Origin of the sequence: Paenibacillus sp. PSB04 (assembly GCF_025809195.1) — a bacterium.
Lineage (GTDB): Bacteria > Bacillota > Bacilli > Paenibacillales > Paenibacillaceae > Paenibacillus_AQ > Paenibacillus_AQ favisporus.
Window position 1 is genome coordinate 1,477,512 of the sequence record NZ_CP081301.1, and the last position, 12,686, is coordinate 1,490,197.

Sequence of the window (12,686 nt, forward strand, 5' to 3'; positions counted from 1 at the left end):
TGTTCTCATGGCGGCATTTCAGTCACGGACGCAGGCGGCGGACAGGTAAAAGCCTGCTGCAACATGCGTGTTGGACGTTTTGCATGACGCCGGATTATAGTATAATGATGAGGCAACGAACCCACGCTTTGTGGAAGTTGAAAGAGGGTAAGCGAAGTGGAACATATAGCGTTGTACCGTGCCTGGCGGCCTCAGTCGTTCCGGGACATGGTGGGACAACAGCATATCATTCAAACGCTGCAGAACGCGATCCGCGAACAGCGGGTTTCCCATGCCTACCTGTTCAGCGGCCCGCGCGGAACCGGTAAAACCAGCGCGGCCAAAATTTTGGCCAAAGCGGTAAACTGCGAGCGTGGACCTGCAGCGGAGCCGTGCAATGAATGCGAATCCTGCCGCAGAATTACTTCGGGTGCGGTGATGGACGTTCAGGAGATTGACGCTGCTTCTAACCGCGGCGTGGAAGAAATCCGCGATCTTCGCGAGAAAGTGAAGTACGCACCGACCGAAGTAAGGCAGAAGGTTTATATTATTGATGAAGTGCATATGCTGACGACAGAGGCGTTTAATGCGCTTCTGAAGACGCTGGAGGAACCCCCTCCACACGTCATGTTTATTTTGGCGACGACCGAACCGCACAAGCTGCCGGCGACGATTATATCGCGCTGTCAGCGCTTTGATTTCCGCCGGGTATCCCTGGAGGAGCAGACGGATCGGTTAAGACAGATTTCACAGGAAGAAGGCATTGAAGCGGAGAATGAAGCGCTTCAATATATAGCAAGGCTATCCGACGGCGGGATGCGGGATGCGCTGAGCATCTTGGATCAGATTGCGTCGTTTACCGGCGGTCATGTATCTTATGAACAAGTGCTGAGTATGACTGGTGGGATTGCTTCGGAGCAATTCGGCAAACTTGCACAGGCCATTCTGGAAGGTGACGTGGGCCAGGTGCTCATGCTGGTGGAAGGTTTTATGCAGGAAGGCAAGAGCGCCGATAAATGCATGGAGAACCTGCTGTATTATTTCCGCGATTTATTGATGATCCAGATGATTCCGCAGGCAGACAAGCTCACGGACCGTGTCCTTCATCCGGAAGAATACAAGGAGATGGCTTCTGCCTTTTCCCGCAAGCAGCTGTTCCAAATGATCGATACGCTCAATCATTATCAGAGTGAAATGAAATATGCTTCCCAGCCTCAGACCTTGTTCGAGGTTGCGCTGCTCAAGCTGTGTGGCATTCCCCGTGAAGCGGGGGAGAGCGATCGTCCTCAGGAGGCGGCGGCTGATTCGGCTGTGATCAATCAGCTCAAGCAGCAGGTTGCCTCTCTGGAGAAGAAGCTCGAGCGCTTCATCAAGTCCGGTGCGGCTCCGGCCGCTGGTAATAGCGGACCATCCAAGCCTGCAGCTCCGCCGGCCCCGCGCATGTCGTCGGCCGCGAAGATTCCGGCGAATATGGATCAGTTTGTAGCAAGTAAGGGAAGTCCTGAATTCATGGAGATTCAACGCCAGTGGGCTCATATTCTGCAAGGAGTCAAGGAGGAGAAGGTGACGGTCCATGCCTGGTTTATGGACGGCGAGCCGGTTTCCGCGACTGATGACGCCTTGCTGGTTGCCTTTAAAAATAATATTCACCGGGAAACGACCGAGAAGCCGGCCAATAAGCAGGTGATCGAGGGCGTGCTGCACTCCGTGCTCGGCAAACCGTATCATTTGGTTACCATGATGCAGCGGGATTGGAGCGCCTCGATGGAAGGGGCTGCGCAGCCCAAAGAAGAGCTGAAGCTCGAGCATGAGCATGAATCGAAAGATCCGAATTCAAAACCATGGATTGATGAGGCGCTCCAGATGTTTGGAGAGGACCTCGTTGTCATAAAAGATTAGCCGCACCTTGAAGTGCACTCAATTAATTAAAGGAGAGATGACCCATGAATAATATGAATCAAATGATGAAGCAAGTGAAAAAAATGCAGGAGCAAATGCTCAAGGCACAGGAAGAGCTTGCTGACAAAAAGGTTGAAGGTACATCCGGTGGCGGCGTGGTTACCGTGGAAATGAACGGCCACAAAAAACTGCTCTCCATTACGATTAAGCCGGAAGCTGTTGATCCGGACGACGTGGAAATGCTGCAGGATCTGGTGATGACTGCTGTGAACGATGCGCTGAGTAAAGCGGACGAAATTGCGAATGCCGACATGGGCAGATTTACAGGCGGAATGAAAATTCCTGGCTTGTTCTAAATTTAGAGCTGAAGGAGATCCTGCGCTTTGTATTATCCCGAACCGATCTCGAAGCTGATCGATGCGTTTACGCGACTGCCGGGCATCGGGCCGAAAACCGCGGCCCGGCTTGCTTTTCATGTGCTGAACATGAAAGAGGACGACGTCATTGACTTTGCCAAGGCCCTGGTCAGCGTCAAGCGGAATCTCACCTACTGTTCCGTATGCTGCAATATTACAGACACCGATCCGTGCCGGATTTGCCAGGATAAAACGCGCGATCCGTCTGTCATTTGCGTAGTGCAGGATCCCAAAGATCTTGTCGCCATGGAGCGGACCAAGGAATTCAATGGTTATTATCACGTTCTTCAGGGAGCCATCTCTCCGATGGAGGGAATCGGTCCCGATGATATTCGACTGAAGGAACTGCTTACCCGACTTAGCGATGAGCGGGTCAAGGAGCTTATTTTAGCGACGAATCCGAATATCGAAGGGGAAGCGACGGCGATGTACATTTCGCGGCTGGTACGCCCTTTTGAAATCGTCGTGACGCGTATCGCGCATGGTCTGCCGGTAGGCGGGGACCTGGAGTACGCGGATGAGGTAACCTTGTCGAAGGCCTTGGAAGGACGGCGTCAATTGAACTGAAGTTGTGCTAGTGTTTAGCGTTTTGTTAAGAGATCATTTACATTTGAATCGTGCACTTATAGAAGGAGCCTCTTCGGAGGCTTCTTTTTTTGTTCTAAGTTTGTCCCTTTCCTGAATAAGTATGAGAATGGAGGCGGTGTGAGGCACCCGTACTTTAGCCGCCCGTAACTTTCGTGGACAAGGGAGGGGTCTGGGACATGACTTGGTTCAAGAGGAATAAATCAGGAATGTCTGCACAGCAGTACAAAGAGGAACAGGAAGAGAAGTGGATCGTTTATAACGATGTCCAAAATGCTCATGCGGAATGGGAACGCGCTAGGCTGCGGTTTGAGGAGGCGCTCGGACAAGACCAGATCGACTATGCGATTTATATGCTGGAAGCAGCGGAGCGCAAGTATCAAATGCATTTGAAGCAAGCCAAAGACATCGGCCTCAACCGAGTGCAAATGATAACAAGGGAAGCATCGGCGGCGGCCAGAGGGATGGGCACCCGGACGATGTCCCATTAATTTAGTGGAGGTAATGTTGTATTTATAACGATTTGATTAGGAGGAGATCGATCCATGACCGTAAAAATGTTGATTTGGGGTGTGCTTGGCGTCTCGCTGTTTCTGCTTCTGTTCATCGTCTTTAAGAAAAAGCTGGGATTTGGCTGGTTGACGATGTTCGGAGCGCATTTGGTGTTGGCGGCACTGGGACTTTACCTGGTAAATTTCTCAGGCTTGATCTCCGAAGTATACATTCCGCTTAATCCAGCAACGATAGGAACGGTAACGGTGTTGGGACTGCCTGGCGTTGCGCTTCTTTATGGTTTAAAATTAACTTTAATGGGGTAGTTGACGAGTGGTTGCATTCTGTGGTACATTAATTCTCGCCCCTTTCGAAAAGGTACAAGCCTGCCGGACTGGCAGGAAGCGAAAGAAAAAAGAAATTAAAAAAAGTGCTTGACGAATTGCTGGGCAACATGATATATTATAAGAGTTGCTGCTGAGATAAAACAGCGGTGCTGAAAGAGAAGTTTTGATCTTTGAAAACTGAACAACGAGTGAGTATAAACGCGATGGTCTTAAGACCGGAGCGATTGAGATTAAATCAATCTCGTCAGATTCAAAATGAGCTACAAACTTTCTTGGAGAGTTTGATCCTGGCTCAGGACGAACGCTGGCGGCGTGCCTAATACATGCAAGTCGAGCGGACTTGATGGAGAGCTTGCTCTCCTGATGGTTAGCGGCGGACGGGTGAGTAACACGTAGGCAACCTGCCTGCAAGACCGGGATAACCCACGGAAACGTGAGCTAATACCGGATATCTCATTTCCTCTCCTGAGGGAATGATGAAAGACGGAGCAATCTGTCACTTGCGGATGGGCCTGCGGCGCATTAGCTAGTTGGTGAGGTAACGGCTCACCAAGGCGACGATGCGTAGCCGACCTGAGAGGGTGAACGGCCACACTGGGACTGAGACACGGCCCAGACTCCTACGGGAGGCAGCAGTAGGGAATCTTCCGCAATGGGCGAAAGCCTGACGGAGCAACGCCGCGTGAGTGATGAAGGTTTTCGGATCGTAAAGCTCTGTTGCCAGGGAAGAACGTCCGATAGAGTAACTGCTATCGGAGTGACGGTACCTGAGAAGAAAGCCCCGGCTAACTACGTGCCAGCAGCCGCGGTAATACGTAGGGGGCAAGCGTTGTCCGGAATTATTGGGCGTAAAGCGCGCGCAGGCGGTCATTTAAGTCTGGTGTTTAAGGCCAAGGCTCAACCTTGGTTCGCACTGGAAACTGGGTGACTTGAGTGCAGAAGAGGAGAGTGGAATTCCACGTGTAGCGGTGAAATGCGTAGATATGTGGAGGAACACCAGTGGCGAAGGCGACTCTCTGGGCTGTAACTGACGCTGAGGCGCGAAAGCGTGGGGAGCAAACAGGATTAGATACCCTGGTAGTCCACGCCGTAAACGATGAATGCTAGGTGTTAGGGGTTTCGATACCCTTGGTGCCGAAGTTAACACATTAAGCATTCCGCCTGGGGAGTACGGTCGCAAGACTGAAACTCAAAGGAATTGACGGGGACCCGCACAAGCAGTGGAGTATGTGGTTTAATTCGAAGCAACGCGAAGAACCTTACCAGGTCTTGACATCCCTCTGACCGGTCTAGAGATAGGCCTTTCCTTCGGGACAGAGGAGACAGGTGGTGCATGGTTGTCGTCAGCTCGTGTCGTGAGATGTTGGGTTAAGTCCCGCAACGAGCGCAACCCTTGATTTTAGTTGCCAGCACTTTGGGTGGGCACTCTAGAATGACTGCCGGTGACAAACCGGAGGAAGGCGGGGATGACGTCAAATCATCATGCCCCTTATGACCTGGGCTACACACGTACTACAATGGCCAGTACAACGGGAAGCGAAGCCGCGAGGTGGAGCCAATCCTATCAAAGCTGGTCTCAGTTCGGATTGCAGGCTGCAACTCGCCTGCATGAAGTCGGAATTGCTAGTAATCGCGGATCAGCATGCCGCGGTGAATACGTTCCCGGGTCTTGTACACACCGCCCGTCACACCACGAGAGTTTACAACACCCGAAGTCGGTGAGGTAACCGCAAGGAGCCAGCCGCCGAAGGTGGGGTAGATGATTGGGGTGAAGTCGTAACAAGGTAGCCGTATCGGAAGGTGCGGCTGGATCACCTCCTTTCTATGGAGAATCGCTTCCTGCAACGGAAGCATTCAAATACAAATCTAGCCGGTCGGCTAGTTACTCACTCGTTGCTCAGTTTTGAGAGAGCAAACCTCTTTCAAACGCGTTTGGTGGCGATAGCGGAGGGGTTCCACGCGTACCCATCCCGAACACGACCGTTAAGCCCTCCAGCGCCGATGGTACTTGGACCGAAGGGTCCTGGGAGAGTAGGACGTTGCCAAGCGCAAACCCTTATGGGTTTCAAATGAATAATTCCCATACACGATATGGGCCCTTAGCTCAGTTGGTTAGAGCGCACCCCTGATAAGGGTGAGGTCGGTGGTTCGAGTCCACTAGGGCCCACCATATAAACTTCATTCAAGTGTAAATCACTTATTGGGGTTATTTATGGGGCTATAGCTCAGCTGGGAGAGCGCCTGCCTTGCAAGCAGGAGGTCAGCGGTTCGATCCCGCTTAGCTCCACCAAATATTTGATCCTTGAAAACTAGATAACGAAACGAATCTGCGTTTTAGAAATATCCTTTTAGCTGCTTGTGTCTTCATTGTAAGACCAAGAAGTAAAAAAGTAGCAGACGAGTGTTTTGAACGATGAGAGCCTTTGGCTTTGCGCTTGCGCAAAACAAGAAAACGAATCGGGCAAAACAGGAGTCATTATGGTTAAGCTACTAAGAGCACACGGAGGATGCCTAGGCGCTAGGAGCCGATGAAGGACGTGGCGAACAACGATACTGCCTCGGGGAGCTGTAAGCAAGCTTTGATCCGGGGATGTCCGAATGGGGAAACCCGGCTGATGTAATAGTCAGTCACTTCTGTCTGAATACATAGGACAGATTGAGGCATACCAGGGGAACTGAAACATCTAAGTACCCTGAGGAAGAGAAAACAAGAGTGATTCCGTCAGTAGCGGCGAGCGAACGCGGAACAGCCTAAACCGGTCAGCTTGCTGGCCGGGGTTGTGGGACGTCTCACATGGAGTTACAAAGGAACTGGTTAGGCGAAGAGGTCTGGAAAGGCCCGGCATAGAAGGTAAAAGCCCTGTAGCCGAAAGTCAGTTCCCTCCGAGACGGATCCCGAGTAGTGCGGGGCACGTGAAACCCCGTATGAATCTGGCAGGACCATCTGCTAAGGCTAAATACTCCCTAGCGACCGATAGTGAAACAGTACCGTGAGGGAAAGGTGAAAAGCACCCCGGAAGGGGAGTGAAATAGAACCTGAAACCGTGTGCTTACAAGAAGTCAGAGCCCTGTTTATGGGTGATGGCGTGCCTTTTGTAGAATGAACCGGCGAGTTACGTTCCCGTGCAAGGTTAAGGTGAGAAGCCGGAGCCGCAGCGAAAGCGAGTCTGAATAGGGCGATTAAGTACGTGGACGTAGACCCGAAACCGTGTGATCTACCCCTGTCCAGGGTGAAGGTGCGGTAACACGCACTGGAGGCCCGAACCCACGAATGTTGAAAAATTCGGGGATGAGGTGGGGGTAGCGGAGAAATTCCAATCGAACTCGGAGATAGCTGGTTCTCCCCGAAATAGCTTTAGGGCTAGCCTCGGTGAATAGAGTCGTGGAGGTAGAGCACTGATTGGGTGCGGGGCCCGCAAGGGTTACCAAGCTCAGTCAAACTCCGAATGCCATCGACTTGTAACCGGGAGTCAGACAGTGAGTGCTAAGATCCATTGTCAAAAGGGAAACAGCCCAGACCATCAGCTAAGGTCCCCAAGTGTGTGTTAAGTGGGAAAGGATGTGGAGTTGCACAGACAACCAGGATGTTGGCTTAGAAGCAGCCACCATTGAAAGAGTGCGTAATAGCTCACTGGTCGAGTGACTCTGCGCCGAAAATGTAACGGGGCTAAACACACCACCGAAGCTATGGCTTGATGCTTTGCATCAGGGGTAGGGGAGCGTTGTATACAGCGTTGAAGGTATACCGTAAGGAGTGCTGGAGCGTATACAAGTGAGAATGCCGGTATGAGTAACGAAAAGATCAGTGAGAATCTGATCCGCCGAAAGCCCAAGGTTTCCTGAGGAAGGCTCGTCCGCTCAGGGTAAGTCGGGACCTAAGGTGAGGCCGACAGGCGTAATCGAAGGACAACAGGTTGAAATTCCTGTACCACCGTAAACCGTTATGAGTGATGGGGTGACGCAGGAGGGTAGTGACGCGAGCTGATGGATGCTCGTCCAAGCAGTGAGGCTGGTGTGTAGGCAAATCCGCACACTTTAAGGCTGGGCTGTGATGGGGAGGGAAAATTATAGTACCGAAGGTCATGATCTCACACTGCCAAGAAAAGCCTCTAACCAGGTGAAGGTGCCCGTACCGCAAACCGACACAGGTAGGCGAGAAGAGAATTCTAAGGCGCGCGGAAGAACTCTCGTTAAGGAACTCGGCAAAATGACCCCGTAACTTCGGGAGAAGGGGTGCCCCGGTAGTGTGAATAGCACGAGGGGGCCGCAGTGAAAAGGCCCAAGCGACTGTTTAGCAAAAACACAGGTCTGTGCGAAGCCGCAAGGCGAAGTATACGGGCTGACGCCTGCCCGGTGCTGGAAGGTTAAGGGGAGCGGTTAGGGGTTTACCCCGAAGCTGTGAACCGAAGCCCCAGTAAACGGCGGCCGTAACTATAACGGTCCTAAGGTAGCGAAATTCCTTGTCAGGTAAATTCTGACCCGCACGAATGGCGTAACGACTTGGGCGCTGTCTCAACGAGAGATCCGGTGAAATTTTAATACCTGTGAAGATGCAGGTTACCCGCGACAAGACGGAAAGACCCCATGGAGCTTTACTGCAGCTTGATATTGGATTTGGGTACGATCTGTACAGGATAGGTGGGAGCCTTTGAAACCTGAGCGCCAGCTTGGGTGGAGGCGCCGTTGGGATACCACCCTGATCGTATCTAGGTTCTAACCTGGTACCGTAATCCGGTATGGGGACAGTGTCAGGTGGGCAGTTTGACTGGGGCGGTCGCCTCCTAAAGAGTAACGGAGGCGCCCCAAGGTTCCCTCAGAATGGTTGGAAATCATTCGAAGAGTGCAAAGGCAGAAGGGAGCTTGACTGCGAGACCTACAAGTCGAGCAGGGACGAAAGTCGGGCTTAGTGATCCGGTGGTACCGCATGGAAGGGCCATCGCTCAACGGATAAAAGCTACCCTGGGGATAACAGGCTTATCTCCCCCAAGAGTCCACATCGACGGGGAGGTTTGGCACCTCGATGTCGGCTCATCGCATCCTGGGGCTGAAGTAGGTCCCAAGGGTTGGGCTGTTCGCCCATTAAAGCGGTACGCGAGCTGGGTTCAGAACGTCGTGAGACAGTTCGGTCCCTATCTGTCGTGGGCGTAGGAAATTTGAGAGGAGCTGTCCTTAGTACGAGAGGACCGGGATGGACGTACCGCTGGTGCACCAGTTGTTCCGCCAGGAGCATGGCTGGGTAGCTACGTACGGACGGGATAAGCGCTGAAAGCATCTAAGCGTGAAGCCCCCCTCAAGATGAGATTTCCCAGTATGTAAGACCCCTTGTAGACGACGAGGTAGATAGGTTGGAGGTGGAAGTGCAGCAATGCATGGAGCTGACCAATACTAATCGGTCGAGGGCTTATCCAAAAAAATAAATCGTAGATTCGTTTCGTATCTAGTTTTCAGGGAGTCAAATTCCTGGATGTGTTTTGAAATTACTCTTGGCTATACATTTTGTATACCGAGGTTATGCTTGGAGAGATACCCAAGTGGCTATAAGGGGACCCTCTGCTAAGGGGTTAGACTGCGTAAGCGGTGCGAGGGTTCGAATCCCTCTCTCTCCGCCATTTGAATCACATCTTAGCAAGTTTTAGTATGGCGGCGTAGCTCAGCTGGCTAGAGCGTACGGTTCATACCCGTGAGGTCGGGGGTTCGATCCCCTCCGCCGCTACCATACATACCTGGAGGCTTAGCTCAGCTGGGAGAGCATCTGCCTTACAAGCAGAGGGTCGGGGGTTCGATCCCCTCAGCCTCCACCATCATATGCCGGTGTAGCTCAATTGGTAGAGCAACTGACTTGTAATCAGTAGGTTGGGGGTTCAAGTCCTCTCGCCGGCACCATCTAATAATGCGGGACCGTGGTGTAGAGGCCTAACATGCCTGCCTGTCACGCAGGAGACCGCGGGTTCGAATCCCGTCGGTCCCGCCATTATTATTTACTTCATCTATATGCTTGATATAGATTGAAGATGATGTATTGCATAGTGAATTTCCACAGCGTAAAGTGGGAAGATTAAGATCACCCGCTTTATTTTTGCATGTATGGCTCGGTAGCTCAGTCGGTAGAGCAGAGGACTGAAAATCCTCGTGTCGGCGGTTCGATTCCGTCCCGAGCCACCTTATATGGAGGCTTAGCGAAGTGGCCAAACGCAGCAGACTGTAAATCTGTTCTCGTACGAGTTCGGTGGTTCGAATCCATCAGCCTCCACCAGTTGTAAGAGCCATTAGCTCAGTTGGTAGAGCACCTGACTTTTAATCAGGGTGTCGAAGGTTCGAGTCCTTCATGGCTCATCACAAAGACCATTAACCTTTCGGTTGATGGTCTTTTTGTCTTTTATGGCCTGACGATCTGGTGTGCATAAGAAGTGTGGTTTTCGATTTTATATAGGAATATGGTAAGATGATTAATAAAAATGGCAAAGTGGTGGATGACATCAATGGTGGAGATGGAAACATTACGAAGCAAGCTGGAGCAGGTCGTAGGCGGAACGTTACATATCAAGGAGCTGAGCAAACAGCAGTCGGAGGCGGTTTATTTACCCGTTTCGGTATCCAGCAAGGCTTCTTCGAAGAAAGGGAAGCAGACCGAGCATAGAAGCCTCCAGGATGTGGTGATGGTGGAGGACAAGGTTTGGTTCCCGCTGTTTATCAAGAACGGGCGGGTACACGTAATTGAAGCCAGTTCTGAGCTGGTCAATGATGAAGTATCCCGCTTGATCGGTGTACTGCTGTCTGCGGTAAGAGAGCAAACAGGTGATGCCGTGGAAGCCCAGGGCGATGAGGAACGGGATCTCCTGAGACTAAGTCAATGGATTCAAGAGCAGCTCGACCTGGGACACGACGATGCCGAATTGCCTGACGATTTGGAACTAAAACGTCTGCTTTCCGCAGAGATGACTCCCTTTTTACTGACTTGTGAGAGTATCCATGCCTCCGATGTTAAGGGGAGCCAGCTGAAAAAGCTGCTGCGCAGCTACTTCGATGGAGAGGTGGTGCTTGCGGCTCTCCGCGACAACGAGTGGCTCATCTTGGCCAGAAAAGAACTGGTGGCCGGCAGTAATGACGAGAAAGAAGAGGATAACGGCGAATCGGAAACAGACATGCTCTCCGCGTTCTGTATGGGGCTCTATGAGCTGATTGCAAGCGAATGGGTTGGTGCTTTTCATCTATCCGCCGCGCCTTCGTTCATCCCCTTGAAGTCACTGCCGGGCACGGTAGGCATGCTTCGGGAAACCATTTTCTTGGGAAGGACGTTTCATGTGTCGGAGCATGTTCACTTCCCATGGGAGCTGCTGCTGGAGCGTTTAATCTACAGCATCCCGATGGAGCAGCGCCGCCGCTTTCTCGAACAGGCAGGAGACCACGGCGTATTGTTCAGCGACAACGAGACGTTGTCGACACTGGAGACTTTCTTTCAGCTCGACTGCAATGTCAGCGAGACGGCGAAGCGACTATATATTCACCGGAACACTCTTTTATACCGGCTCGATAAGATCAAACAAGAGACTAATCTGGACGTTAGAAGCTTTGGGGACGCGGTTTTGGTGAAGCTGACGATGCTATTGTATAAAGTGACGAAAAGAAAATAGGTTTTTTGTGCAGATTGTGTATAGCCAGTCTGCGAGATGTTGGGTAATATATAACTATCATAATGTATTCGATTTCATAACTATACACTAAGGGGGCAAATTCACATGGCAGGTGTACGTTTAGAGCATATTTTCAAAAAGTATCCGGGTTCTGACAAAGCAACAGTTATGGATATCAACCTTGATATCAAGGATAAGGAGTTTCTGGTGTTGGTAGGTCCTTCCGGTTGCGGTAAATCTACGACGCTTCGTATGATCGCCGGTCTGGAAGAAATCTCTGACGGTAAACTTTACATTGGCGACCGTGTCGTGAACGATGTAGCTCCTAAAGACCGCGATATCGCGATGGTGTTCCAGTCTTACGCTTTGTATCCACACATGAACGTATACCAAAACATGGCCTTTGGTCTGAAGCTGCGTAAAGTGAAAAAGGATGAAATTGATAAACGTGTACGTGAAGCTGCGAAAATCCTCGATATCGAGCATTTGCTGGATCGTAAGCCAAAAGCTCTTTCCGGTGGTCAACGTCAGCGTGTTGCCTTGGGACGTGCGATCGTGCGTGATCCTCAAGTCTTCCTGATGGACGAACCGCTTTCCAACTTGGACGCTAAACTTCGTGGTCAGATGCGTGCGGAAATCACGAAACTGGTGAAACGCCTTGAAACCACTTGTATCTACGTAACACATGACCAGACGGAAGCCATGACGATGGGTGACCGTATCGTGGTTATGCAGGACGGCATTATTCAACAAGCCGCTTCTCCGGAAGAGCTGTACAACAATCCAAACAACCTGTTTGTTGCCGGCTTTATCGGATCGCCTACCATGAACTTTATTAACGGAACACTCAGCGAGTCCAACGGTTCTGTACGCTTCAAATCCCAAGGACTTGACGTAGAAGTTCCAGGCGGTAAAGCGCAAATCCTGAAGAGCAAAGGCTACATCGGCAAAGAAGTGATCATGGGCGTTCGTCCGGAAGATATTCATGAAGAGCCTGTATTCTTGGAAGCTTCTCCGAATACGATCTTCACGGCCCATGTAGACGTAACAGAAAACCTTGGTCACGAAATGCTCCTCTACCTGAGCGGATTGGGTAACGACACCGTTATCGCCCGTGTAGACGGACGTTCGACGACTCGTGAAGGCAACAGCGCTCGTTTGGCTGTCGACATGAACAAAATTCATATCTTCGACAAAGAGTCTGAGCTGAACGTATTGTTGGCTGACTAATTCCAGGCGGAATGCCTGAAGATGAAGAGCCGCCCTTTCGGGCGGCTCTTTTGTATTTGGAGCGAATAGGCGGCTGACATTGCATTCATAGGAAATATCATTTACGA

At 51.3% G+C, this 12,686-nt stretch carries 7 protein-coding genes, 10 tRNA genes and 3 rRNA genes; all 20 read left to right on the top strand.

Features of this window, described 5'->3' with window-relative positions; genetic code table 11:
- Positions 1-156 precede the first annotated feature (156 nt).
- The 20 genes from dnaX to K2F33_RS07245 all read left to right on the top strand — a co-directional run bounded on the left by dnaX (position 157) and on the right by K2F33_RS07245 (position 12,579).
- A complete protein-coding gene (dnaX, locus tag K2F33_RS07150) occupies positions 157-1,878 on the top strand; it encodes a DNA polymerase III subunit gamma/tau (protein WP_263881313.1) in 1,722 nt (573 codons plus the stop codon).
- A gap of 44 nt (positions 1,879-1,922) precedes the next feature.
- A complete protein-coding gene (locus K2F33_RS07155; protein WP_263881314.1) occupies positions 1,923-2,234 on the top strand; it encodes a YbaB/EbfC family nucleoid-associated protein in 312 nt (103 codons plus the stop codon).
- 27 nt (positions 2,235-2,261) lie between these two features.
- Positions 2,262-2,861, top strand: coding sequence for a recombination mediator RecR (gene recR / locus K2F33_RS07160; protein WP_076176968.1), 600 nt, complete (start codon positions 2,262-2,264; stop codon positions 2,859-2,861).
- Positions 2,862-3,058: 197 nt separating this feature from the next.
- Positions 3,059-3,370: a DUF2508 family protein gene (locus K2F33_RS07165; RefSeq protein ID WP_076176969.1), complete on the top strand. Its 312-nt coding sequence runs from the start codon at positions 3,059-3,061 to the stop codon at positions 3,368-3,370.
- Between the two features lie 54 nt (positions 3,371-3,424).
- A complete protein-coding gene (locus tag K2F33_RS07170) occupies positions 3,425-3,697 on the top strand; it encodes a pro-sigmaK processing inhibitor BofA family protein (protein WP_263881315.1) in 273 nt (90 codons plus the stop codon).
- A gap of 290 nt (positions 3,698-3,987) precedes the next feature.
- Positions 3,988-5,540, top strand: a 16S ribosomal RNA gene (locus tag K2F33_RS07175).
- A 109-nt stretch (positions 5,541-5,649) separates the two neighbouring features.
- Positions 5,650-5,766: ribosomal RNA gene (gene rrf / locus K2F33_RS07180) — 5S ribosomal RNA — on the top strand.
- Positions 5,767-5,811: 45 nt separating this feature from the next.
- A tRNA-Ile gene (locus K2F33_RS07185) sits at positions 5,812-5,888 on the top strand.
- Positions 5,889-5,932: 44 nt separating this feature from the next.
- A tRNA-Ala gene (locus tag K2F33_RS07190) sits at positions 5,933-6,008 on the top strand.
- A gap of 190 nt (positions 6,009-6,198) precedes the next feature.
- Positions 6,199-9,127: ribosomal RNA gene (locus K2F33_RS07195) — 23S ribosomal RNA — on the top strand.
- Together the 16S, 23S and 5S rRNA genes with 10 tRNA genes alongside form the textbook arrangement of a ribosomal RNA operon.
- Positions 9,128-9,235: 108 nt before the next feature.
- Positions 9,236-9,327 (top strand) — tRNA-Ser (locus K2F33_RS07200).
- 30 nt (positions 9,328-9,357) lie between these two features.
- Positions 9,358-9,434 (top strand) — tRNA-Met (locus tag K2F33_RS07205).
- A gap of 9 nt (positions 9,435-9,443) precedes the next feature.
- Positions 9,444-9,519: transfer RNA gene (locus K2F33_RS07210), tRNA-Val, on the top strand.
- A gap of 6 nt (positions 9,520-9,525) precedes the next feature.
- Positions 9,526-9,601 (top strand) — tRNA-Thr (locus K2F33_RS07215).
- Between the two features lie 11 nt (positions 9,602-9,612).
- Positions 9,613-9,689 (top strand) — tRNA-Asp (locus K2F33_RS07220).
- 115 nt (positions 9,690-9,804) lie between these two features.
- Positions 9,805-9,877, top strand: a tRNA-Phe gene (locus tag K2F33_RS07225).
- A gap of 8 nt (positions 9,878-9,885) precedes the next feature.
- A tRNA-Tyr gene (locus tag K2F33_RS07230) sits at positions 9,886-9,971 on the top strand.
- A gap of 7 nt (positions 9,972-9,978) precedes the next feature.
- Positions 9,979-10,051: transfer RNA gene (locus K2F33_RS07235), tRNA-Lys, on the top strand.
- A 155-nt stretch (positions 10,052-10,206) separates the two neighbouring features.
- The gene (locus K2F33_RS07240) at positions 10,207-11,349 is read left to right on the top strand and encodes a PucR family transcriptional regulator (RefSeq protein WP_263881316.1); all 1,143 of its coding nucleotides are present in this window, start codon (positions 10,207-10,209) and stop codon (positions 11,347-11,349) included.
- Positions 11,350-11,454: 105 nt separating this feature from the next.
- Entirely contained in the window at positions 11,455-12,579 is a 1,125-nt protein-coding gene (locus tag K2F33_RS07245) for an ABC transporter ATP-binding protein (protein WP_076173198.1), read from the top strand.
- Positions 12,580-12,686: the final 107 nt, after the last annotated feature.